24 protein-coding genes, 1 pseudogene and 2 riboswitches are annotated in these 24,243 nt (G+C 36.8%); of the genes and pseudogenes, 8 read left to right on the top strand and 17 right to left on the bottom strand.

What is annotated here, in order from left to right:
- Nucleotides 1-301 precede the first annotated feature (301 nt).
- The gene (locus NSS77_RS07100; RefSeq protein WP_342468463.1) at nucleotides 302-1,522 is read left to right on the top strand and encodes an IS110 family transposase; all 1,221 of its coding nucleotides are present in this window, start codon (nucleotides 302-304) and stop codon (nucleotides 1,520-1,522) included.
- A 300-nt stretch (nucleotides 1,523-1,822) separates the two neighbouring features.
- On the top strand, nucleotides 1,823-3,592 hold the full coding sequence (locus NSS77_RS07095) for an IS1182 family transposase (RefSeq protein WP_342470967.1): 1,770 nt from the start codon (nucleotides 1,823-1,825) through the stop codon (nucleotides 3,590-3,592).
- A gap of 12 nt (nucleotides 3,593-3,604) precedes the next feature.
- On the opposite strand, the gene NSS77_RS07090 is transcribed toward NSS77_RS07095, so the two are convergent.
- Entirely contained in the window at nucleotides 3,605-4,180 is a 576-nt protein-coding gene (locus tag NSS77_RS07090) for a hypothetical protein (protein WP_342470965.1), read from the bottom strand.
- Between the two features lie 151 nt (nucleotides 4,181-4,331).
- Between NSS77_RS07090 and mscL the strand changes: the two genes are divergently transcribed.
- Complete coding sequence (mscL, locus tag NSS77_RS07085) at nucleotides 4,332-4,727, top strand: large conductance mechanosensitive channel protein MscL (protein ID WP_141602587.1); 396 nt, start codon at nucleotides 4,332-4,334, stop codon at nucleotides 4,725-4,727.
- Nucleotides 4,728-4,750: 23 nt separating this feature from the next.
- Here mscL and NSS77_RS07080 read toward each other — a convergent pair whose 3' ends face one another.
- Nucleotides 4,751-5,272 carry a general stress protein gene (locus tag NSS77_RS07080; protein ID WP_141602586.1) on the bottom strand — a complete coding sequence of 174 codons (522 nt, stop codon included), beginning with the start codon at nucleotides 5,270-5,272 and terminating at the stop codon, nucleotides 4,751-4,753.
- 107 nt (nucleotides 5,273-5,379) lie between these two features.
- Here NSS77_RS07080 and NSS77_RS07075 point away from each other — a divergent pair, with 107 nt between their 5' ends.
- Both NSS77_RS07075 and NSS77_RS07070 read left to right on the top strand, forming a co-directional pair.
- On the top strand, nucleotides 5,380-6,003 hold the full coding sequence (locus NSS77_RS07075; RefSeq protein WP_342470964.1) for a LysE family translocator: 624 nt from the start codon (nucleotides 5,380-5,382) through the stop codon (nucleotides 6,001-6,003).
- Nucleotides 6,004-6,164: 161 nt separating this feature from the next.
- Nucleotides 6,165-7,811 carry an IS1182 family transposase gene (locus tag NSS77_RS07070; protein WP_342470963.1) on the top strand — a complete coding sequence of 549 codons (1,647 nt, stop codon included), beginning with the start codon at nucleotides 6,165-6,167 and terminating at the stop codon, nucleotides 7,809-7,811.
- Between the two features lie 35 nt (nucleotides 7,812-7,846).
- On the opposite strand, the gene NSS77_RS07065 is transcribed toward NSS77_RS07070, so the two are convergent.
- On the bottom strand, nucleotides 7,847-8,716 hold the full coding sequence (locus NSS77_RS07065) for an AraC family transcriptional regulator (protein ID WP_342470962.1): 870 nt from the start codon (nucleotides 8,714-8,716) through the stop codon (nucleotides 7,847-7,849).
- A 189-nt stretch (nucleotides 8,717-8,905) separates the two neighbouring features.
- Between NSS77_RS07065 and NSS77_RS07060 the strand changes: the two genes are divergently transcribed.
- Nucleotides 8,906-9,397, top strand: a complete 492-nt coding sequence (locus NSS77_RS07060; RefSeq protein ID WP_342470961.1) for a hypothetical protein — start codon at nucleotides 8,906-8,908, stop codon at nucleotides 9,395-9,397.
- A 313-nt stretch (nucleotides 9,398-9,710) separates the two neighbouring features.
- On the opposite strand, the gene NSS77_RS07055 is transcribed toward NSS77_RS07060, so the two are convergent.
- Together NSS77_RS07055 and NSS77_RS07050 are read right to left on the bottom strand one after the other, a co-directional pair.
- Entirely contained in the window at nucleotides 9,711-10,232 is a 522-nt protein-coding gene (locus NSS77_RS07055) for a GNAT family N-acetyltransferase (RefSeq protein WP_342470960.1), read from the bottom strand.
- Nucleotides 10,233-10,249: 17 nt separating this feature from the next.
- Nucleotides 10,250-10,702, bottom strand: a complete 453-nt coding sequence (locus tag NSS77_RS07050; protein WP_342470959.1) for a MarR family transcriptional regulator — start codon at nucleotides 10,700-10,702, stop codon at nucleotides 10,250-10,252.
- Nucleotides 10,703-10,871: 169 nt separating this feature from the next.
- Here NSS77_RS07050 and NSS77_RS07045 point away from each other — a divergent pair, with 169 nt between their 5' ends.
- Nucleotides 10,872-11,234 carry a hypothetical protein gene (locus NSS77_RS07045; protein ID WP_342470958.1) on the top strand — a complete coding sequence of 121 codons (363 nt, stop codon included), beginning with the start codon at nucleotides 10,872-10,874 and terminating at the stop codon, nucleotides 11,232-11,234.
- Between the two features lie 14 nt (nucleotides 11,235-11,248).
- On the opposite strand, the gene NSS77_RS07040 is transcribed toward NSS77_RS07045, so the two are convergent.
- The 12 genes and pseudogenes from NSS77_RS07040 to NSS77_RS06985 all read right to left on the bottom strand — a co-directional run bounded on the left by NSS77_RS07040 (nucleotide 11,249) and on the right by NSS77_RS06985 (nucleotide 22,781).
- Nucleotides 11,249-12,226, bottom strand: coding sequence for a nitronate monooxygenase family protein (locus NSS77_RS07040; protein WP_342470957.1), 978 nt, complete (start codon nucleotides 12,224-12,226; stop codon nucleotides 11,249-11,251).
- A gap of 244 nt (nucleotides 12,227-12,470) precedes the next feature.
- The gene (locus tag NSS77_RS07035) at nucleotides 12,471-12,614 is read right to left on the bottom strand and encodes a hypothetical protein (RefSeq protein WP_342470956.1); all 144 of its coding nucleotides are present in this window, start codon (nucleotides 12,612-12,614) and stop codon (nucleotides 12,471-12,473) included.
- 202 nt (nucleotides 12,615-12,816) lie between these two features.
- Complete coding sequence (locus NSS77_RS07030) at nucleotides 12,817-13,839, bottom strand: cytochrome ubiquinol oxidase subunit I (protein ID WP_342470955.1); 1,023 nt, start codon at nucleotides 13,837-13,839, stop codon at nucleotides 12,817-12,819.
- Nucleotides 13,832-15,172: a c-type cytochrome gene (locus tag NSS77_RS07025; RefSeq protein ID WP_342470954.1), complete on the bottom strand. Its 1,341-nt coding sequence runs from the start codon at nucleotides 15,170-15,172 to the stop codon at nucleotides 13,832-13,834. The genes NSS77_RS07030 and NSS77_RS07025 overlap by 8 nt, the downstream gene beginning before the upstream one ends.
- A 353-nt stretch (nucleotides 15,173-15,525) precedes the next feature.
- Nucleotides 15,526-16,434, bottom strand: a complete 909-nt coding sequence (locus NSS77_RS07020) for a peptidylprolyl isomerase (RefSeq protein ID WP_342470953.1) — start codon at nucleotides 16,432-16,434, stop codon at nucleotides 15,526-15,528.
- Nucleotides 16,435-16,553: 119 nt separating this feature from the next.
- A pseudogene (locus NSS77_RS07015) lies at nucleotides 16,554-17,245 on the bottom strand (ABC transporter ATP-binding protein); the annotation flags it as partial.
- Nucleotides 17,217-17,369 carry a hypothetical protein gene (locus NSS77_RS07010; RefSeq protein WP_245989590.1) on the bottom strand — a complete coding sequence of 51 codons (153 nt, stop codon included), beginning with the start codon at nucleotides 17,367-17,369 and terminating at the stop codon, nucleotides 17,217-17,219. The pseudogene NSS77_RS07015 and the gene NSS77_RS07010, both read right to left, overlap by 29 nt.
- Nucleotides 17,370-17,660: 291 nt before the next feature.
- Nucleotides 17,661-17,804 carry a hypothetical protein gene (locus tag NSS77_RS07005; protein ID WP_342470952.1) on the bottom strand — a complete coding sequence of 48 codons (144 nt, stop codon included), beginning with the start codon at nucleotides 17,802-17,804 and terminating at the stop codon, nucleotides 17,661-17,663.
- A gap of 252 nt (nucleotides 17,805-18,056) precedes the next feature.
- The gene (locus tag NSS77_RS07000) at nucleotides 18,057-19,100 is read right to left on the bottom strand and encodes a ribonucleotide-diphosphate reductase subunit beta (RefSeq protein ID WP_141603256.1); all 1,044 of its coding nucleotides are present in this window, start codon (nucleotides 19,098-19,100) and stop codon (nucleotides 18,057-18,059) included.
- Complete coding sequence (locus NSS77_RS06995; RefSeq protein WP_181733300.1) at nucleotides 19,081-19,533, bottom strand: flavodoxin; 453 nt, start codon at nucleotides 19,531-19,533, stop codon at nucleotides 19,081-19,083. Before NSS77_RS06995 ends, NSS77_RS07000 begins: the two co-directional genes overlap by 20 nt.
- A complete protein-coding gene (locus NSS77_RS06990; protein WP_342470951.1) occupies nucleotides 19,512-21,752 on the bottom strand; it encodes a ribonucleoside-diphosphate reductase subunit alpha in 2,241 nt (746 codons plus the stop codon). The genes NSS77_RS06995 and NSS77_RS06990 overlap by 22 nt, the downstream gene beginning before the upstream one ends.
- Before the next feature lie 131 nt (nucleotides 21,753-21,883).
- Nucleotides 21,884-22,081, bottom strand: a riboswitch (cobalamin riboswitch).
- Between the two features lie 169 nt (nucleotides 22,082-22,250).
- Nucleotides 22,251-22,781, bottom strand: a complete 531-nt coding sequence (locus NSS77_RS06985) for a hypothetical protein (RefSeq protein WP_342470950.1) — start codon at nucleotides 22,779-22,781, stop codon at nucleotides 22,251-22,253.
- 120 nt (nucleotides 22,782-22,901) lie between these two features.
- A riboswitch (cobalamin riboswitch) is annotated at nucleotides 22,902-23,088 on the top strand.
- 161 nt (nucleotides 23,089-23,249) lie between these two features.
- Between NSS77_RS06985 and NSS77_RS06980 the strand changes: the two genes are divergently transcribed.
- The gene (locus NSS77_RS06980; protein ID WP_342470949.1) at nucleotides 23,250-24,239 is read left to right on the top strand and encodes an ABC transporter substrate-binding protein; all 990 of its coding nucleotides are present in this window, start codon (nucleotides 23,250-23,252) and stop codon (nucleotides 24,237-24,239) included.
- The last annotated feature ends 4 nt before the right edge of the window (nucleotides 24,240-24,243 follow it).

Below are 24,243 nucleotides of genomic sequence, written 5' to 3'. Positions count from 1 at the left end.
TTGTACCCTCTTTACAGACGTATAATCTTTTTACCGTTGCGGGACACACAAAAAACATACTAACATTAGTAGTACAGACCTAGGCCAAGGTTTGTGCTACTATTTTTTTTATAGTAGAAGTGAAGGAAGGTCGAACAGCCCCTGGGACCAAATAGAGTCCGTATTAAAAACAGACCAACTTCACATCCTTATTTGAATCAGTTTAGTATGTTGGGTCCGAAGAGACCGTGTATAAGAAAATGGAATCGATAAGGCAATGTGAAGAACTTCTATGTTTGGCTAAAAAGGAGAGGCAGAAAATATGAAACACGTAGTGGCATTTGATGTCAGTATGGGGAAAAGTACAATGGTCATTTACGACCGTTATCGTCAATGCGAATATGAGGGTGAAATAACCCATAACCGTTACTCTTTCAAGAAATTAAACGAAACCCTTATATCTTTAACACAAAAAGATGGACAGGCACCTGATATTGTCTTTGAAGCAACAGGCGTATATTCAAAACCACTAGAACGATTCTTAGGTGATCAAGGTTATATGTATTATCGAGTTAACCCACTCGAAGCGAATATTCAAATGGCTTCAATGAGGAGACAAAAAACAGATAAAAGCGACGCTCATGAACTTGCGAAAACTCACTTTAGAGTTGAACGTGAACAAACTTATCAAGAAGAGGATTATTATAAACAAATGCGTGCAATGACGAGATATTATGATGAATTAAGTAGTGAAATGACGCATTTATATAGTCGTTTACATGCGATTCTACAATTGAGTTTTCCCGAGTTAGAAAAGCTATTCAGTAAACGTTCTGCTTTATTTTTGAATGTCGTTCAATTATACCCTCATCCGGATCATGTGTTAGTTTGTTCAAAAACAGTGATTCGTAATCGTTTAAAAGCCAACACAAGAAAAAACTTATCATTGGCACGTGCTGAAGAAAAAGGGATCGCTTTAATCGAAGCAGCAAAAGAAGCGTATCCAGCAATTTCAAAAGATGATATTCGCTGTGAACAAGTGCGGGATTATGCCAAACGGATTGCAGACTTGAAGGAGAAAAGAGATCAACTTGTCCAAAAGATGGTTAAATTATCGAAAGATAAACAAGAGTATCAGATTTTAATTTCATTTCCAGGAATCGGAGAAACGACTGCAGTTCGTTTAATTGGAGAACTAGGAGATATTCGACGATTCAAAAACCATAAACAACTGAATGCTTACGTCGGTATTGATATCATGAGATATCAATCTGGGAATACCTTTTATAAAGACAAGATTAATAAAAGAGGAAATAACAAACTTAGAAAGATTCTATTTTACATGATCCAGACCATGATCCAACTACGGAAAAATACACAAAATCATATTGTAGATTATTATGATAAATTAAAAACGCAACCCCAGAGGAAACCTCATAAAGTTGCGTCCATAGCATGCGTGAATAAGTTCTTGAAATCGGCTTATCACCTTATCACACATAATCTGAAATACGATTACGAAAAGGCAACAATGCATCAGTAATCGTAAGTAAGATTATATCACAAAGACCTGGCGAAAAAAATGGAAATCGTGAGGTCTATTTGTCATGCGAAAATTTATTTTGGAAGGAAGGGGTACCCCTTCCTTCCAAAATAAAATCTATGTTAACCAAATTATTTAATAAAAAACACTTGACTAGAGGTAAGAAACGGGGCTGTCCGAAAAGTCGATTGAATCGACCTTCGGCTCAGCCCTTTTTTCTGTTTTTAGGGTACAAAAAAATCGTCCTTTTTTATAGAATGAAATTGACCAAAAAACATTCTAAAGAAAGGACGATTTTTTATGAATAATCAAATGACTATTCAAGAAAATTATAACACGCAATTAGAAATGACTCTAGAGGGTATTCAAAAAATAGAGGTTCAAAAGAATAAGAAACGCAAAAAGCTAGTTTTCCAACCTTATTGCAATCGTCAAGTCATGAGCATTTTAGATATCGAAATGTATATTCCTGAAAATCATGTCGCCCGTTTAGTGGATGAAATGGTGGAATCGATTCCGGATGAAGTGTTGTATACTCATTATGTTGGTGGGGGTCGTGCACCCTATCACCCTAAAATGTTATTGAAAGTGATTTTATATGCGTACACTCAAAACGTTTATTCAAGTCGGAAAATGGCGCAAATGGTGAAAGAAAATCTTCCGATGATGTGGTTGGCGGGATTGCAAACCCCTGACCATCGCACAATAAATGATTTTCGTAGTGTTCGTATGTCAAACATGATGGATTCTGTATTTGAACAATTTGTCCTTCAACTAGTAGAACAAGGATTTATCGACCTCGACCATATTTTTGTGGATGGTACGAAAATAGAAGCGAATGCCAACAAATATACGTTTGTATGGCGAAAATCCGTAGAAAAATATGATCAGAAACTACGAGCCAAAATTCAATCGTTTCTACAAGAAGCGCACCAAATCGCCTTGGAGGAATTAAAAGAAGAACAATTAGAAGAAGAATTAGAAAAATCATCGGCACAACTTTCTGAGAGAATAGAAGCTTTGGAAAAAGATTATAAACAGGAAGAAGACAAAGAAAGAAAAAAAGAACTTCGCTCTAAAAAATCCCAACTCACCAAACAACTGAAAACGATTCAAACGGATTATCTTCCACGATTACGAAAATACAAAGTACAAAAACAGATTCTAGGTGAACGAAATAGCTACTCGAAAACCGACCATGAGGCCACTTTTATGCGAATGAAAGAGGACCATATGAAAAACGGCCAACTCAAGGCGGGTTATAATGTTCAACTCGCCACACAACATCAATTTATCGTGGGATTTGAAATTTATCAAAATCCAGGAGATACTCGCTGTTTCCAACCATTTATGGAAAAGTTATTGGAATCGATACCGAAGGAAAAGAAACTCAAGTATGTCATTGCCGATGCAGGATATGCGAGTGAAGAAAACTATTTATATGCGATTGGCGAAGAAAAAGAACCTCGTTTTGAATTATTAGCCCCATACCAAACCTATTTGAAGGAACAAAGTAAAAAGTTTAAAAAGGATTTATCAAAAGTACAAAACTGGAAATACATCGAAGAAGACGATTGCTTTATCTGTCCGAACAATCGGAAAGTCGTATTCAAGTATTATCAAAAAAGAAAAAATGCATCTGGATACATACAAGATTTGAAAGTGTACGAGTGTGAAGATTGTACGGATTGCCCGTTGAAGAATGGGTGTACGAAAGCCAAAGGAAATCGTCGAGTATATTGGAACACGATTTATGAAGAAATGAAAGCGAAAGCCAAAGCAGCTCTTGGTGACGAACAAAAGGCAGCTCTTTATGCGAAGCGTAAAGTGGATGTCGAAAGTGTGTTCGGGAACATCAAGGGCAATTTGCGTTTCACTCGATTTCTGTTACGGGGGCTTCATAAAGTCCGAACAGAATTCGGGATTGTGGCAATGGCCCACAACATACTGAAATGGGCCGCAAATTCCCAAACCAATTTCAAAAATAAGGAAACAGAGCGAATGGAAAAACTCATTGTTTTCTCCATTCGCTCTGTTTTTATGGACTTTTTAGACAAGCCCGTTTCTTGATTTTCCAATTTTTTATATACCTGAAAAAATATAATGAATCGTAAATACAATCAATAATGTTACAACTGCAATTCCCACTGCGGCAGCAATAAGGGTGGACTTCCAAGTATACCCTTTTAAATCTTCCTTTGTTGAATGATCGATTTTCCGGTTATGAAACAGCATCAAGAGATTGACCATTCCCAAAGTCAAAATGGAGATGACCCCCATAAAAAAGGTATCCGGTTGAATATTTTCTATGGAACTGTTATTCCAGGAAGAGAATGATGACGCCAATAAATTGCATCCGATGATAAAATAGCACACAATGACTGCTTTTCTTTGCTTATACCATCCGTCTCCCAACTTTTCTCTTTCATATGCGGCCACTTTTTCAAAGAGCGGAATGATCGACTTTGGAGAATCCTTCTTTACCAACGCAACCACAGCATAAATAAAAGAGAGTATAGCGAAAGCCAAGGTGAAATAAGCAAAGCTGCCAGGGGCAAAACGAATGATGGCAGAAAAGAGGAGTAAAACGGTTATCATGGCTCCATTTACAACTGCCAACTGCTTGATTCGCAAATGTTTTATTTCATTTCGATCCATTTTCTCCCCCCACTGTTTTTAAAACTCCTGGTTCAGGAAAACATTTCTATATATATTATATGCTTCCTGCCCCTTCAAAAAACTACTAAACGGTTTACATCATGACAAAACAGGGAATATTTTAACATCATGGAAATATTGGAGGATTTATATGTGGAAAGAATTTAAAGAATTTGCCATGAAGGGGAATGTCATCGATCTTGCCGTAGCCGTTGTGATCGGGGCCGCTTTTGGCAAAATTGTTTCTTCATTGGTGGACAACATCATCATGCCACTTGTCGGGGTTCTTACCGGGGGAATCGATTTTACCAAATCATTTATTTGGCGAGTAGGGGATGCAACGGTTTCCTTTGGCGTATTTTTGCAAAGCGTCATCGACTTTTTGATTATCTCCTTTGCCATTTTTCTATTTATTCGCATGTTGAATAAGCTGACAAAGAAGAAAAAAGAAGAAGTGGTGGAGGAAGCTGCTCCTGAGCTGGATACGAAGGAAGAGCTGTTAAGGGAAATCCGTGACTTGTTGAGAGCACAAAATACGAATAAATAAAGCGGAAAGTGAAGGAAACCCCTTCACTTTTTTAACCGTTCGAAGTCTTTACTTAAACTCGCCCTTTTTAACTTTTTGTGCCTGAATAAATACTGTATATCCGATTGATTGTCATAAGAAAGTTGTATATGAAAATAATTAATATATTCAAGTATGGCAAAAATGAAAACAAAAGCCGAAAGCGTCAGACCCTCTGCCGGCAGCAACGGGTACCATCTGAAAATGTCCAAAACAAAAACGAATGGCGTGACAATGATAAGAACAATATTCATCTTCTGCAGTTTCTTCATCCGCAGTACCACTTTTATTGGTGTGACAGGTGTATTCTCTTTTTTTAACTGCTTCCATTTGGAAAACCAATACATGCTCCCTTGCACTAAAAGGAATTCCAGAAAAATAAATGACAGCCAAAAGGAAGCAAGAGAATATATCCTGTATTGGGGATAGGCTTCATTCCACAACCAACTCACAATAATAAAACATATGACGGCGGCCAGCTCCCCCGTATAAAGGTATGCAAACCGCTTTTCGATACGTTTTCTCAATTCATTTTCCCACTCTCTGAAATATTTTATATATTCCTTAATTAAACAATATCAATTTTTTATCTATGTTAAAATATAAAAAATTTGTACTAAGGGGGTTTAGATCATTGGAGCTGCTTACGGTCTTATCTTTTTTGAGCGTAGCCGCCATTCTTACCATTATGCCGGGGCCGGATAATATGTTCACATTGGCGCAAAGCATGGCAAAGGGGAAAAAAGCAGGCATTTATACGACGCTCGGCCTATGCACAGGGCTAATCGTACATATTGGCGCCGCAACCGCCGTAATCGCGGCCGTTGTTTATCATTCCGCCATCGCGTTTAACGCCGTAAAATATGCAGGAGCTGCTTATTTATTATATTTGGCTTATAAATCCTTTATGGATAAAAGTTCCGGCATAAACTTAGGAAGTGCGGATTCCTTGGATTACAAATCGTTATATCAAAAAGGAATCATCATGAATCTGTTAAATCCGAAAGTTTCTTTGTTCTTTTTGGCTTTATTCCCGCAATTTATCAATTATGAGGCCGGGTACGTTTCCCTTCAAATGGTCTTATTGGGGATTGTATTTATCATTCAAACAATCCTTATTTTTGGCTTAATCAGCGTCTTTGCAGGCAAGGTGGGAGAATTCCTGCGCAAAAATCCGATGATTTCCAAAAAAATGAACTATCTGCAAGGATCCATTTTTACATTGATTGGGCTGAAAATCGCTTTTACGGAAAAATAACAATGAGGCTGGGACAAAACCCTCCTCTAAAATGGAAACAGCCCATGAAATGTTGGAATGAAATTTCATGGGCTATTACTATTTTTTTAATAAAAATAAGGACATCTTCTGATAAAATTTAAGTATCTACCCCAAAAAATTTTATCAAAGGAAGTGTCCTTATGTTCAAATATTATAACATGAATCAATTAGTTTTGCCTCTAGATTTAGAAATAAAATTACAAGAAAATGATATTGCCTTCCACATTCACCATTTAGTTGAAAGTATCCCCGATGAAGCCTTTCAGCCGTTTCTTCGAAATACAGGTTGTCCTGCTTATCATCCACGCATGATGCTAAAAATTATTTTGTGTGCTTATTCCCAATCAGTCTTTTCAGGTCGGAAAATTGAAGCCCTTTTAAAGGACAGTATTCGGATGATGTGGTTGGCACAAGGCTATGAACCAAGTTATCGGACGATCAATCGTTTTCGTGTGCATCCGGAAGTAAAAGAATTAATTCGTCAATGTTTTGTCCAATTCCGTTGCCAACTGGTGGAAGAAAAATTAATTGATCAAGAAGCAATTTTCATTGACGGTACAAAGATTGAAGCGAATGCCAACCGATTTACTTTTGTGTGGAAAAAATCCATTGAAAAATACAACAAAAGCTTAATTGAAAAATCCAATCAGCTCTACAACGAACTGTTAGAGAAGGAAATCATCCCTGAAATGGAGCGGGAAAGTGATGGGGAATTGTCCGTAGAAGAACTCGCTCAAATGGTGCAACAAGTCGATGAAGTGATTACGGAATATGACCAAAAGATAGAAGCATCGCCCGATGCCACAGAACGAAAAGCATTAAGAAGCGAACGGAAATATCCGAAGCGAGTGTACAAACAGTTGATTGACTTGATTTTACGTAAACAAAAGTATCAAAAAGACTTCGAAATCTTGGGTGAACGGAATAGTTATTCCAAAACAGACTTAGATGCGACGTTCATGCGAATGAAAGACGACTATATGAAAAACGGTCAATTGAAGGCTGGATACAACGTACAAATCGCAACAGAAGGTCAATACGCACTGGCTTATGGCATTTTTCCAAATCCTACCGATACACGTACATTGATTCCGTTCTTGAATGAGATTGAGAAGCATTATTTTCCATTGCCAAAATATATTGTCGCAGATGCTGGTTATGGTAGTGAACAGAACTATGAGGACATCCTTTCGAATCGAAAATGTGAGGCACTTATTCCATATACCATGTATGAGAAAGAACAAAAGAAGAAATATAAACAAAACCCATTTCATCCAGACAATTGGACGTACGACGAAGAAAGTGATACCTACACGTGTCCGAATCAGCAGCGGGTAACCTTCCGATATCGTTCTGTACGTACCGATAAGACCGGTTTCAAACGAGAATTGAAAATCTATGAATGTGAAAACTGTTCGGGATGTCCATTCCGTTCTTCATGTACAAAAGCAAAGGAAGGCAACCACCGAAAAGTCATGGTGAATGAAAAATGGGAACGACAAAAAGAATATGTAAGAGCGAAGCTTTCAGAAGAAAAAGCAGGTTCTATTTTCCGTCAACGTAAAATGGACGTAGAACCAGTTTTTGGATTCTTGAAGGCTAATTTGCGTTTCACTCGATTTTCCGTCCGAGGAAAATCGAAGGTGGAAAATGAAATGGGGATTGCCTTAATGGCCGTGAATTTACGGAAATACACGGCCAACAAAGATCAACTGACCAAAAATAATGGAGAGAAATGGAAAAAGGAGAATTTGAGTTGGCTCAAATTCTCCTTTTTCCTATTTTGAAGCTAGTTTTGTCCCAGCCTCTACAACCACTCTCCCTATTTCTCCTTTTTCTTTACTGCAAACCAAATCTCGCTATATACATTGTTCATATCACTTAAATCGCCTGTAAAGGAAATATTGGGTGCTTCCACTAATTCATAATCCGATGAAGGTAGCCATTCTGAAGCAATTTTTGCCCAAGTTTCTTGCATGACGTTTGGGAATGGGCCTTTTGATGAAAAAATCGCCCAAGTAAGTGCAGGCACTTTTACGACATCAAATTCTTCAAAATCCACATCTTTTGTAGTTAAGTAGCCGATCATATGATTAAGACTCCCTTTTTCCTCCATACATCCATCATCAAAATTAAAAGATGCGTTTACGACTTGAAATGGTTCCATATCAGCATAGCTTCGTAACTTTTCCCTTTGTTCTGGGGTAATGCTCTTTGCTAATTCCACGATTTCTTGATTAATTCCTTTAAATTGAATGGGAACTCTTTTTTTCTTTCCTACAATTTTAAAGGATTCCTTTTTCTCGATTCGATAGTCCATATCGATTCCTCCCTTTATGGTTAATTGGAAGGAGAGCTTCGGAAATGCTTTCAGCTTCGTTGACTTTCTTACTTCTGACGGGCTAATACCTGACCATTCTTTAAAAGCACGGGAAAATCCGTCTACCGATTCATACCCATATTTAAATGCGGCTTCTGTGACACTCATTCCCTCATTTTGCAAATCAAAGGTAGCGTTAGATAATCTCCTATTTCGAATATATTCACCTAAAGTCATTCCTGAAAGAAATGAAAAAATTCGTCTAAAATGATAAATCGAAGTCCCTGTAATTTTCTCAATTTCCTTTTCATCGATTTCGTCATTTAAGTGGGCTTCAATATATTCCAACGCCTCATTAAGACTTTTCAGCATTTTCCTTCCTCCTTCAGTTCATAGTTTAGTATCTGACTCATTTTCTTACCCGATATTCTTAGAATGACTTTTATCGGAATAATGGTGAAAATGAACTGGATTCGAACCACGAATTAACCAAAACTTTTTCAGATCATAACCTATATTGTTAGTTATGGAAATGAATTTACTTTGTTCTGGAGGTATCGCATGACCAATTTTTTATCTTTCAGCGGGGCCGTTACGGCAATCAGTGATTTTTTCACGGGGCAAAGGGGCGAAATGGAAGGTTGCAATAAATTGTTTACAGTGGAAGATGAATCCGGTTCAATCGTCAATTTTGTCGTCACCCCTTCAACATACTTCATCAACCAAGAAACAGTCATGATTGGAGACAAAGTGACGGGATACTATAATGGCGATTTGCCGGCCATTCTCATCTATCCACCCCAATATCAAGCCCTTGTGATAGTGAAAGAATATCCGGACCGGAATGTGAAAGTCAGCTATTTCGATCATCAATTGTTAAGCAGCGATGGGCAATTGCAATTACATTTATCTCCTTTCACCCCCATTTTGATGAGTAATGGGCAACTCTTTTCAAAATATCCTGGAAACCGGGATTTAGTCGTTATTTATGGACCAACAACCCGCAACATTCCTGCCCAAACCACACCATTTCGGATCATCGTTTTATGTTGATTCGCAAAAAATATCCTGTATTTTTCCAATTAAAAACCCGTTTTGAAAAGGCTTTATATTTCAAAGCGGGTTTTTATTATTTGTCGGGTTTGATTTCAAGGGAATATTGTTGATTGCTTTTTTCTTCAGATGGTTGAGACTTCTCCGTATCAATAGTGAGATTCAAATTGAACAAAATAAAGAAATCATTGCTTTGCTAAAAGATATTGCAGAAAAGTATAAAGGAAGTTAAAAAAGTGGGTTTGATTTCCAAATCCACTTTGAAAGCTTCCCAAAATACGAGGATTCCCCAAAATTATTCCTTTCCTCCACTTCAACCTTCCAAAGTTTTGACCATAATATAATCCGTTTGCTCCTCATCGCCCAAATAAAAGGTATGGGAGCCGGTTTTAACAAATCCCATTTTCTCATAGAAACCAATGGCATTTTCATTCTTTTCCCAGACGCCAAGCCAAATTTTTTTCTTATCTAACGCCTTTGCAATTTCAATGGCTTTATTCAGCAAAGCTTTTCCAAGTCCAAACTTTTGATATTTTTTCCGAATGTAAATCCGTTCGATTTCAAGGGATTCATCCCCCATTTCTTCCGTCTGGGCATCATGGATATTCAGCTTCAAGTAGCCGGCCACTTCATCTTGCACATAAACAAAGTAAAAATGCGAATGGATATTGGATAATTCCCTTTCAAGTTGCACCGGATTAAAAGCCTTTTCCAAATAGGCTTTCATATTATCCGGCGAATTTTGATCCTTGAAGGTTTCATAAAAGGTTTCGCTGCCGACCTTTTGCAATGTTTCCATATCTTCAAGGGTGCATTTTTTTATTTTGAATATCATAAGAGTCGCTCCTTACATCAATAATTTCGTTTATTCCCTTTTTTGACATACTCCCAATCTTTTTCCACATTTTTTCTTACCCGTTGCAAAAGATGGAACAATGCTTCCACTTCTGATTCAGAAAGTCCTTTTAAAGCCACGGCGTTGGAATAATCGTGTTCTCTTTTAAGCAATGGATAAATGCTTTTTCCTTTTTCAGTTGGGTATAATTTTTTAATTTTTTTGTTGTTTGCATCGCCGCGCTTTTCAATAAAACCATTTAATTCCAGCTTCTTAATGGCGCGGGAGGCAGTAGTCCGGTCCACTTTTATCATTTCCGCTAGCTTTTCTTGAATGATGCCCGGATTTTCGCATATTCGAACAAGATATAAGTACTGTCCTTTTGTTAAATCAAATTCTTTAAATTCGATATTGCTGATAGAATCCAACGCCCTTGCAATCATGCCAATTTCTCGAAGAACTTCTTTCATTGTAAACCCTTCTTTTTGTTGCAAATGCAATATTTTATAAAGATTTTATTTGATTTTTGTTGTATTTGCAATATTTTTTCAATACAAGGTGGAGGTATCCGCACTAAATTAGGTTGTAAATGCACTAAAAGAGGTTGCATCCGCACCAAATAAGATTGCAAACGCACTAATGGAAACTCCATCCACACCAAATAAGGTTGCAAATGCACTAATGGAAACTCCATCCGCACCAAATAAGGTTGCAAACGCACTAATGGAAACTCCATCCGCACCAAATAAGGTTGCAAACGCACTAATGGAAACTCCATCCGCACCAAATAAGATTGCAAATGCACTAAAGGAAGTACCATCCACTCCAAATAAAGTAGTAAATGCACTAATGGAGGCAACATCTGATCCAAATAAAGTAGTAAATGCACTAATGGAGGCAACATCTGATCCAAATAAAGTAGTAAACGCACTAAATCGATTAGTAAGCGAACCAAAAAAACTTCCCGATGCTAAACAGACGTTAGAATCTGTCTATCATTAGGAAGTCTGCATATTTTATCGATTTGCATATACGGCTCTCTTTTGAATTAACTCCTCATAAGCTTGAAGATATTCTTTGTATAATCGATCCACCAGCTGCGCTGTAGAAGTGATTTCTTTGATGACGCCAATTCCTTGGCCGCTTCCCCAAATGTCTTTCCAGGCTTTTTTGCCGGCTTCTTTAAAGTTCATGGCTGAAGGGTCGCTTTCTTTCAAATTATTCGGGTCCAAGCCGGCGTTAATGATGGAGCCTTTCAAATAGTTCCCATGTACGCCTGTAAAAAGATTGCTGTAAACAATATCTTCTGCAGAACTATCCACAATCATTTGCTTGTATTCCTCCGCCGCCCGGGCTTCATGGGTTGCAATGAATGGAGAACCAATATATGCAAAGTCGGCTCCGATTGTTTGTGCAGCTAAAATAGAGTGTCCGCGTGCAATCGCTCCCGATAAAGCTAATGGACCATCAAACCATTCCCGAATTTCTTGTACAAGAGCAAACGGGCTTTGGGTTCCAGCATGTCCACCAGCTCCTGCCGCCACTGCCACCAGTCCATCTGCCCCTTTTTGAATGGCTTTTTTGGCAAAGGTATTATTAATGACATCATGGAATACAAAACCGCCATAACTATGGGCAGCCTCATATACCTCTTCCCGTGCACCAAGGGACGTAATAATAATAGGAACTTTATACTTAACGCAAAGTTCCATATCCTTTTCTAAACGGTCATTCGTTTTATGAACGATTTGATTAATGGCAAAAGGTGCAGCAGGCTTATCCGGATTTTTGGCATTGTAGCTGGCGAGTTCTTCCGTAATTTCCGCAAGCCATTCATCCAATTGACTAGATGGTCTTGCATTCAATGCCGGCATAGAACCCACAATTCCTGCTTTACACTGGGCAATCACTAGCTTTGGTGTACTAATAATAAACATCGGTGCCCCAATCACGGGAAGACGCAAATTTTGCAACACTTTAGGAACATTTCCCATCCAAACCCCTCCTTGTTTTATGACAATTAAAAAGATTATACGAGAATTTATGCTACAAAAATAAGAATATATTAATATTTATAATCTTATTTGGTAAATTATGCAATTATTTTTTATAAATTCGAATATTTTATAAATTCGAATACTTCCTTTCATCGATATTCTTACAAATCGAGTAGGAGGGATTGATTAGCTCCCGTCCTCTCACACCACCGTACGTACGGTTCCGTATACGGCGGTTCAATTAAGATAATTGACGCAAGTCTTTATAACTTCCGTGAATAGCTGTTCTCTTTATGCCAGTGGTCACTCCACCCTCCAAGAGGTCTCCCACGGGATTCACCGCTTCCTTCCTCAAGTGAGGTACTACGTTTTCTGTGTTCATCATGACTCACTGAATGCCAAGGGCTATTCTCTCTTAATTGTTCAGTCCTTCTTAGTAGTTCTAAACCAACTAATACGATGACCTCTGCTGACTTCTGTCTTCGGGGTTCGGGACTTACACCCTATCGTTCATGTACATGCCGGGCGCACATAAAAGGCAGTTTAGTAAGCTTCTGCTTCATCTAAACTGCCGCTTGCAATTCATATTATTTTTCCATCGATTGCTCTGTTCTTGGGAATTCATCAAAATAAGGGGATAAATAAGTTTCTCTTACTTCATGACGGATCCATCCCATAATGCTCACAATTAACACGAACACAGCCGCCGATAAAACAAAGGATTTGAAAGAATCTTTATATCCCGCAAGGAATAAAAAGACGCATAAAATAATGGTTAAAACGATTGAAAGCATTAATAAAGTAGTTAATAATAAATCTTCACCCATGAACAACATTCTGACTTCCGGTTTAAAGGCGAATAACAGGATGAATCCTGCAATTAATTGCACTACCGTAATCCATAAGCCCACTTTGGCACCAAATAATTTCAGGCTTTGTTCATAATCTTCCAAACCGCCTTTTTTTCGGCTTTTGTATGCGTAAAACAGGAATACATAAAAGCCGCCTGTAGCAAGACTGGCAAGGATGAAATGCAAATATCTTTGCCAAATTTGCGGATAATACAATAAGCTAGGGAAAAATCCTTGAACCTCGCCCCACTTGTCTGGATACAGCATCGAAGTAATATTCACGATGAAAATAAGCGGGATATATAACAATATCAACATTGCTGCAAATCCTACAAGAATATGCAGCGCTTTTTTATTTTGCCACTTATCCCATGTGAATTTATAAAGATATAACAAAAGAAATGCAATGATTAATAAAGGAATGACACTGATCCATATTTTCCCGATTAAAATGGTGCTGGAATAAAAATATTGAGTATAAATCACGCTGATAATGAGCAGTGGAGCTACCCCCATTACAACAGCGATGCTTTTATGAATGGATGCGTGGAAAGAACAACTTTTTGCCATCTTATCCAAGAAAGCACTTTTTTTAATTTTCCCGGCAATCTCTAATCCCACTGCTCCCGTTACAAGTGAAACCGTAAAATTTACAAATAAAATATGAATGATAAAGGTTAAGATGATTAATAATTCCATTAAACCCAGAGGTGCCGGAATTGGTAACGCATTATCAGGAGAAATCGGCAAATTATTCATTTTGACTTACCTCCTTTTCATTATTTACGCGGTCAATTTCTGATTTCAAATAGGCTGCTAAGGCATCCAATTCTTCTTCAGTTCCCATGAAAGGAGGCATGGCAACCCGCACCGTATGCATGGTTGGTATATAGTTTTTCAATGCTTCTTCATCCCATCCGGCTAAACGCTTTCCTAACGCCCTTTTTGTTCTCCAACCATCGATGGTATGGCAAGCAATACATTGGCCTACAAAAACTTCTCTTCCGGCCTCCACTTTGTTTTCTTCCGTAATTTCCTTTTCTTTTGCCCAAGTCGCATTGGCTAAAAAGCCCTCTTCATTCATTTTTTCCCGATCTTGGGCGAGAAGTCCGTTTGCGTACATGTAATCATAAATGATGAAAGGTTTTCGAATGTATTCCCTTACCACCTCAAATTCTCCGATAAATCCGATGGACGCACCAAACACTGCTATAGAAAGGATAATGGGCACTTTTTTCGGGCTTCGGATAAGCCAAACAGAAAAAACCAGTAAAATCAATAATGCAAGACCATTGATGATTTTAAATGTACTTTCGGTCATTCCTGTTGCCAAAACAATCATATTGTAGGCTTGATCTGGAATGGACCATAAATACCAAAGCCCTAAAACGAAGGTCATTGGCAAAGAAATCGCACCCCAAAAACCGAATACTTTAAAGGATTCTTCCCTCAGTGAAAGGTCTTTTACGAATAGACGTATGAATAATGAAACAAGTACAATCGCCAATAAGATAGCTAAGAACATTCGGAATCCTAAAGAAGGCAAATACGTTGGGTTAAAGAAGGCATTCCAGAATGAGAATGTCTCAATCCATTTCCCGGGTGTCAATTTTGCTGCCAACACGCCTGTGATAATGGCCATTGTCAGCCATGAAACAATACTTAAGCCAACTCCTATATAAATATGTTTTCTTTTCTTCTCAGGATCTTGCCAACGGTCCCATGTGTAATAGTAAATGATTAATAGAATGACTTCGGTGATAAAGCAAACCCATTCTGTTACCCAAGCCCAGAAAAAGATTCGCAATAAAGAACCAATCGAATCCGGCTGAATGACCGTTGTCGAAAACCAGATTCCCACACCGGTCATCGCTCCTACTGTTGTAGTGATGATTAAAATCCATTTCGCAATGTTTTTGGCCAACCCATCTAGTTTTTGATTGTTCGTCTTAAACGCTCGATGTTCCAAAGATACGGTCAAAACGGATGTTCCAATGGCTACACCATGGCTGATAATGACGTGGACAATGGCGATCATCGCAATGACCGTCCCGTTTCCGAGCCATGAATAATCCACTGATGGAAAATTCATTACTATTCCCCCTTCTCATTTTTTCACCATCATCTTATAAGACAGTTGTGAAAAAACATTAAAGTAACTGTAAAACATTTGGGAAGTGGGGGATATTTTACAAATCCTTTTCATCTCTGCCATAAATTATTCCAAAATAAGACGGCCGTTTTTTAATGGCAAAAAAAGGGCGGCTTCTGAAAAGTCATTTCAAGACGCCCCCTTTGCGGCTTTAGCTAGAGTTTTCGCCGCAGATAAATTGCGACGAGGAGGCGCGTTTTGTAACCACCGCAGGGAAAGTTTTTAAGAGAATATTACTATAAGAAGTAAGGCTGTTTCAGAAAGTGTTCGACTTTCTGGACAGCCCCCTTTAATTATTTATCCTTTTTATCTTTATTATCGCCTGATAATTTGTTTTCAATTTTATATTCATCCATTTTTTCGGATAGCCATTTTGTATATTGTTCGTTTACTTTTTGTTCTAATAAATCTTGATATACTTTGTCTTTCACATCTTCAAATTTGGCTTCTTTTACTTCTTTTTTGTCTGTCACTTTTATGATATGGTAACCAAAATCAGTTTTGACTGGCTCGCTGGAAATGGAACCTACTTTCATGGAGAATGCAGCATTTTCAAAGGCTTCAACCATTTCGCCTCTGCCAAAGTAGCCTAAGTAGCCACCTTTGTCTTTTGTACCTGTATCAGTGGAATATTCTTTTGCAAGTTTAGCAAAATCTTCTCCATCATTTAATTTTTTAATGACTTCTTTAGCTGTTTTTTCATCGTCCACTAGAATATGGCTTGCTTCAACTTGTTCTGCTTGATTATAGGAATCCTTATTTTCTTCAAAGTAGGATTTCAATTCGTCGTCTTTAATGTCAACATAGTCTTCCATTACTTTTTTTGTTAGTAAATAATTTTTAATATCTTTCTTTACATCCTCTACATCCATATTATAAGAAGAAAGCAATTGTTTGAAACTTTCTTCCCCTCCGTATTGGTCCACATAGTCTTTATACTCCGCTTCAATTTCGTCTTTCGTTACGGAAACTTTTTGTTTTTTCGCTTCTAACTCCACAATTTTATTGGCAATTAAATTATTTAATACTTCTTGTCCATATTGTTCCGTGAGAGCTTCGTTTAATTCCGCTTTTGTGATTTTTTCTCCATTCACCGTTGCTACTGATTCATCATCTCCGTTTGAACATCCTACTAGCATGGCACTTAAAGCTAACGGAATAGTAATCATCTTCATCATTTTTGGCATATTCATTTTGTTCATTTAAATCCTCCGCTCAATATTTTATCGTTTCACTTGCAGAAACAATGCAAAAACCGTTTTATGTCAAGTGTACGTCAAAAACTCGCTTACTAATTATACCATATTTTAGTTTGAAACAGTTACGATACTTGTTCAAACTGGCTTTTATACAATTCTTCGTAGAATCTATTTTTATCAAGAAGTTCTTGATGGGTTCCTTTCTCCACAATTTCTCCAACTTTCATGACTAAAATTAAATCCGCATTTTTAATGGTTGAAAGACGATGGGCAATAATAAAGGACGTTTTTCCTGTTTTCAATTGTTCCATAGCGCGCTGAATTTGTAGTTCTGTCCGTGTATCCACAGAACTCGTTGCTTCATCTAAAATCAATAACGGCGCATTTTTTATCATTACACGGGCAATCGTTAATCATTGTTTTTGTCCATTGGCGGTATCCAAATTGCACATTTTTAAATTCTATCTCCCTTTTAACATGCTCCACTTTTGCAAGTTTCGGATGTTCCGCATCCAATTCTTTTTCTTCCAAAAATTCAAATACCCGCTCACTGGCCGCTTGCGCTGATTGTAAATTTGTTCCCACTTGAGCAAATTGGGTTTCTGAGTAAATAGACGAATATAAATTATAAACGCCACAATCGTTTCAATGGTGATGGCATCAGTTGTAACAAGGTAAGCACCAACAATACACACAGCTACATAGCCAAAATTTCCGATAAACTGCATATCGGCATCATCAAGCTGGATAAAAATTGCGACTTCCAGGCATTCTCATATAATCGGTCATTGATTGCATGGAATTTTGCTTTCGCAGGCGCTGCTGACACAGTCCACGTATTCGCGAATAGTTCCGTCCACAATCATTTGATGAGCAACATCCAATTGATTATATAAATCATCAAATTCTCTGTCATCTAAAATTTCGATTTCATGCATGCTTTTCTCTATAATTTCATTTTGACTAATATCGATAGATTTTGAATCATACGGGGATATCTGCTATGTGGGCGTGTATAAAGAGAAAACCATAATGGAGACAAGGAAGGCAGAATTCACGGATGCTTTGCTGATAGGGGATGGTTCTTCCTGAATACTGAAAATCTCAAGTGAAGGGATAGGTGAAGGCCTATGGATATTCTTCATTTTCAATCGAACCTTTTTCTTTAAATTAGAGACCTTCACCAAATATGTGTATTTTCTACTTGTCAATAACAATATCCATTCAATTTAATTCGCTGTGTTATCAAATTGGTTTTGACTTTCTAATATTGAATTTTCATATGCAATTAGTGTTACATTTAATTTTTCCTCTAGTCGTTTTATTTCCTTGAGTTGTTCTTCATTTAATTCTGCATATTTACTTTCTCCCAAAAATAATCCCTACCTTTTAACAATTTTTAAAATCCTGATTTAATTATGGAAATTTACTATTGGATTTATACATAAAATTTCAATCTAGAAATCAGAGCACCAAAGTTTATTTCAACAACTCTAACATTTTTGAACATACTAGTATAAAAAATGATAGGCATATATACTCAAACTTATCTCAACAAAAAAAGAAGGGCTGCTAAAAATATTAGTACACCCTTCAGAGATTTGGATTTTTAATATTAATAATTTTTAGAGTTCATCAAAACCATTCAAATCACTAATCTTCGTATATTGACGATTTCTTTGTTCAAAGAAATCCGTTTTTGTTTCATCAAAATTATCTACATATGCACGAATCCATTTCATTGGATTATTAATATGCATTGCGTATATTTCACTTAATCCTATCATTCGTAACATTTTATTCGCTCTATATTTAATAAAACCTTCCATTTCATCTAAATCAATGCCTTCTACACCATTTAACACATAGTGAGACCATTCCACTTCCAATTCTACAGAATTTCTAAATTGTTCATAAACCCAATCAGTAAAATGTTTTGTATTTAGCTCTGGATTTTCTCCCAATGTTGCCCGAACTAATTCACAAATAAAACGACCGTGTTCTAATTCATCTCGGTTAATGTAACTAATCATTGTAGATGTTCCAACCATTTTGTTTTGGCGCGCTAAATTATAGAAGAAAGCAAAACCTGAATAGAAGAATAATCCTTCAAGTATTGTGGAATATACTAATGTTTTTAATATATTTTCTAAAGATGGCTTCTCGACAAATTGATTATATATCTCCATTATATTTTGATTACGTTTAAGTAAAATCGGATCACTTCTACCAATTTCAAAAGCTTCATTTTGTTTATCTAACGATACTACGGAAGATAATATATAAGAATAGCTTTCATTATGCACTGCTTCTTGTTGTGCAATGACAGCTAAAATAGATTGTACTGATGGATCTGTGGCATATAAGGATGTGAGTAGAATGGTCCTTGTTTGCGATGAATCTAATGTCGCTAAAAGGCTAATTACTTTTAAAAACGTATCTTGTTCCTCCGTTGATAACATTGGAAATTCCTTCACATCATTCGACATATTCACTTCATCAGACTTCCAGAAATTACTTAACAAGCGTTTATATGTTTTATACCAATGCGGATACTTAATATTATTCCAATTTAAAATACCACTCGATTTTCCTCCAAACAGTGCAGTTGCTCGATTTGGATTCATTGGATCTAATGTTTTTACCTTTTCAAGCAAGTTTGGTGACATCTTTAACAATCCCTTCTATCCATTTTTTTACGATTTTTTCTTGACTTCCTCTAGGAGATTGTTCAATTTTTAAAGGTTCCCAACGACTATTGTAGAATCTTGCTAATTTCACAGCCGCCAAGCAAAATAATTCATCGCCCCCAAACTGAGTATCACCAGTACCAAATACTGCAATATTTTTTGGTTTATAGCCTATTTCCCATACAAAATCCTTAACTTCAATAGGTAATGCACCCTTTGCCCATGTAAAAGTACCAATAAATATTAAATCGTACATTTTAAGATTGATTGGCAAATTGACTCCGATTCGATGCATATCCACTTGAAATTTCTTTTCTTTTAATACTTCCTCAATAATTTCTGCAACTTCTTTTGTATTTCCACTATAAGATAAATAAGCTATTAAAGCCTTCAACTTTGACACCACACACATTCTTCTACTTCATTCGATGTAGAGCGAACATAATAGGTTGTTTTTAAACCTGATTTCCATGCTTGAAAATGCAGATCTAGCAGCACTGATGCCTTTATCGTGTTTGGAACATAAATATTAAATGAAATGCTTTGATCAATATGTTTTTGACGAGCAGCATTTTGTTTGATTGACCATCTTTGGTCCACAATATAAGCTGAACGGCGATAAATATTATACGTTTTATGATTTAAATCAGGTGCAGTTGTCGGAATTCGGTAATCCTTTTTCTCCTCAATATAAAAAGGTTTAAAGATAGGATCAATACTAGCGGTGGAACCTGCAATAATCGAAGTTGTCGCATTAGGTGCAATGGCCATTAAATATCCATTTCGAATTCCATATTTTTTAACATCTTTTTGAAGTTGCATCCATCGTTCGTCTGTATAACCTTTATAAATAAAATACTCACCAGAACTCCATTTACTTCCTTCAAATAATGGATAACTGCCCTTTTCTTTGCTTAACTCCATACTGCTTCGAATCGTGTAATAAGCTATTTTTTCATAAAGTTCATCTGCATATTGTACTGCTTCTTCTGATTCCCATTCAATATTCTTCAAAGCTAATAGATGATGCCAACCAAATGTTCCAAGTCCAATGGCCCGGTATTTTTTATTCGTGATTTCTGGTTGTTTAATTGGCAGCGTATTAATATCAATTACATTATCTAACATGCGAACTTGAATTTTAATCAAACGTTCTAAAACATTATCAGGTACAGCACGGCCTAAATTGATAGAACTCAAATTGCAAACAACAAAATCACCAGCTTTATATTTTTTTACAATTATATTTTCGTTTTCGATATATTCTTCAATAAATTCTGTTGGAGATTGATTTTGCGCAATTTCCGTACATAAATTTGAACAGTAGATCATACCTTGATGGGAATTGGCATTTTGGCGGTTGACTTCATCACGATAAAACATAAACGGTGCGCCAGTTTCTAATTGGGATCTCATGATTCGCTTCATAATATCTATTGCTGGAATTCTTTTTTTGGAAGAAAGATTGGCTTGAATACATTCTTGATACTTTTTACGCCACTGTCCATCGCCCTTCTTTTCATCATAGAAGTCTTCTAGCGAGTAACCCATCACTTGTTTCACTTCATATGGATCAAATAAATACCAATCTCCCCGTTTTTCTACCTGTTCCATAAAATAATCGGGTATACATACTCCTGTATATATGTCATACGCACGCAACCGTTCATCACCATTATTGAGTTTCAAATCAAGGAAATCTTCTATATCACGATGCCATACATCTAAATACACACTAATAGCGCCTTTTCTTGTACCAAGCTGATCAACACTGACTGCTGTATTATTTAATTGCTTAATCCATGGTATAACACCACTTGACATGCCCTTGTATCCTTTGATGGAACTACCTCTTGCACGAATTTTCCCCATATAAACACCGATACCGCCTCCATTTTTAGAAAGCTGGGCAACATCGCTATTACTATCATAGATTCCTTGTAAGCTATCATTTACAGTATCAATAAAGCAGCTAGATAACTGCCCATGTGTTTTTCCGGAATTTGCAAGTGTTGGGGTCGCAACAGTCATATACAGATTGCTTAAAGCCCAATACGCTTCTTTTACATACTCATTTCTCATGGATTTTTCTTCGTCTTGCATAAGGTACATCGCAATAATCATCCAGCGTTCTTGTGGCAATTCATAAACATTTTTCTCATAATCCGTTGCTAAATAACGGGTTGCCAAAGATAGAATAGCTGGATATGTAAATAACAAATCATGTTTAGGTTCAATAAATGATTCAAAATACTCAATGTCTTGTTTTGTATATTTCATTAATAACTTTTCGGAATAGATTCCTTTTTCGGTCAATATCCGAATCAAATCATAAAACGATCCATAAGTACGATTATGATTAAATTCATATCCTCTGTTTCTTGCTGCTTTATAATAAAGATTTTGTAAAAAAATTCTTGCTGCAATATAGGTCCATTCTGTATTTGCTTCATCAATATTTTCAAGAGCATACTTAATTAAAAGATCTGCATCTCTCTCATCGAATGGATTGGTTACTCCTGCTTTTCGAATCTTCTCTTTGTATTGGTCTGATGCCAACTTGAAATCATTAAAAATACGATCGATGAATTCAGAAAGTGTTTCCTGTTCAATACTTTGATTTCTTGTCACCTTAATTCCTCCCTAAAAATAAAAAATCCGTCATTCTCGGGGAATAGACGGAAAAAGGAAGAATACGACAGAAATAAAACATATGTAAAATATATCTTTTCCTATCGTTTCTCCTTCTCACACCCCGAAGAATAGAAACTACAAAGTATGGCAGGTCTCCTGGCTCGTGTATCCTCCTACTATAGCCCTTCCCGTATCGTCACCTTTCAGTAAATCGATACAGTGGTTTGCTAATTCGTCCACACTTACAGTTGCGGGGGCAGCTCCAGATTCTCACTGGATTCCCTATTAAGGTATTAAAAATTACCACCATAACTTTATACTCAACATTTTGTGTTATTAAATTTTAAACTACACAATATATAGTGTATGTTATCATATAAAATTCATGCTTACAATCTTAAAAAGTAAATCTAAAATATTTACAAATCGTTTTCATCTAGTATTCTCTTAACTAACTTGCCATATATATATAAATTTGGGCTATCTATAAACTATTTATTTAGTTTTTCCATAAGATTTGCTGATAAAAGGGATTTCTTCGGTTTTAGTTAATTTATTCGCTTCGATTGCCAGTACAAAAAATACATTCGCTAAAAGTCCTAAAAACTGAAATAAAATTTCCGGCACTTCTCTCTCTTCGCTTACTTTGTGTAAAGCACGATAGCTCTTTTTCGCTTCACTTCGACAAATATGCAATCGCGTCGCCAACTCAGAACCTTGTGGCAAAACGAATTGCTTATTTGTCTCGCCTGCTCGTTCGACAAAATCATCATATACAGATTCCAGCCACATTAAATTTTCTTCTGTAATCGCTAAACGCCCTCTTACAGATCCATTTGCATGATAAGCTAGCGGTTGGATTTTTCTTAAAATTTGAGTGATTTCTTCAAACTTATGTTCATTTTTGCTTACACTTATGCAATCTCCTATTTTTGTCGTTAAGCTGTCTGTCATAATTTCATAATCTACCAAGCAACTTTTCTCCCGCATAAACGGATAACTAATATAACGCCAGTCTTTTGCCATAGATATCTTCCCTCCCAAAAAGAAAAACTGCTGATTAGTATATCCGATGTGGTGCAATCATGTAAAGTTTTGTTATACTATTGCATTTATTAAATGATTTATGCTAGATTATAGTTAATTTCATATCGAGGGTGTTTAAGTGCTCTTCTTGGAAGAGGTAAAAGGAAAACTAGTGAAAATCTAGTACAGCCCCCGCTACTGTGAGGATGGATGAAACTAACAATAACCACTGAATGTTACATTCGGGAAGGGTTAGGAGTAAGAGGAAGTCCGAGTCAGGAAGCCTGCTTAAACACTTTGCAAACGTCTTTTCGGGTGGGAAAAGAACGGGTGCAAGCAAGTCATGCTTTTTTGTGCTTTTTAACGCTTTCACGCCTGTATTCCCACTTGGGATACAGGCTTTTTATTTTGGTTTAATGTGTGGCCACACTAAACATATAAAAAATTTTATAGAAAAGGAGATTTGTGATGAATCAATTCACCAAATTGCTACTACCCATATTGCTTTTATTATTTTTAACAGCTTGTAATACCGATACTGCCAACAATGATGATGAAAATTCGACAAATCAACCATCCGAACAAGCTAAACAATCGGCTTATCCGCTGACGGTGACAGATGGCCGTGGTAAGGAAATTACCATTTCGGAAAAACCGAAACGTATTGTTTCGACTGCTTTAGCTGTCGATGAATTGCTGGTGGATTTAGTACCTTCTGAAAATCTTGTAGGCGTCACAGCGATTTCTAGTGATCCAGCGATTTCCAATGTTGCAGGCAAAACCGATTCAATTGAAACGAAATTTGAAACCGTAACAGCCGAGCAAATTTTAGCATTAAAGCCAGATTTGGTGATTATTCCTTCTTACGTTAATCCAGATGTATTGAATCAATTAGAAAATGCCGGAATTACAACATTCCAAGTCATCGATGACACTTCCTTTGAAGGTATTTTAAAAACCGTTGAAACGCTGGGGAAAATTGTCGGAGAACAAGAAAAAGCGAATAACTTAATCGCGGATATTCAAAAACGAATCGATGCATTAAAAGAAAAAGCGGACAAAAAAGAAAATAAACCCCGCGTTCTTTATTACACGGAATACTCCTCCAGTGTGACAGACAATACCACAATCGGTGAAATGATTAAATTAGCCGGCGGAATTAATGTTGTATCGGAAGCAGGGATTGTAGGCGAATCCTACCCTGACTACCCGGAAATTTCAAAAGAGGTATTGGTTCAATTAAAACCAGATGTGATTTTTACAACTGCCTGGGGGTCTACTACAAACAATGGGGAGCCGGCTTTCGTAACAGAATGGAAAAAAGACCCTGCACTAAAAGACGTGCCAGCTATTAAAAACAATAAGATTTATGTGCTAGACAGCGCCAATGTAACCACTGCCTCCCACTATGTAATCGAAGGAGCAGAAGAAATGGCTGCGATTTTATCTAAGGAGTAACAAA

It is taken from the genome of Ureibacillus sp. FSL K6-3587 (genome assembly GCF_038593165.1).
Taxonomy (GTDB): domain Bacteria; phylum Bacillota; class Bacilli; order Bacillales_A; family Planococcaceae; genus Ureibacillus; species Ureibacillus suwonensis.
This window is presented reverse-complemented; position numbering and strand designations above follow the sequence as displayed.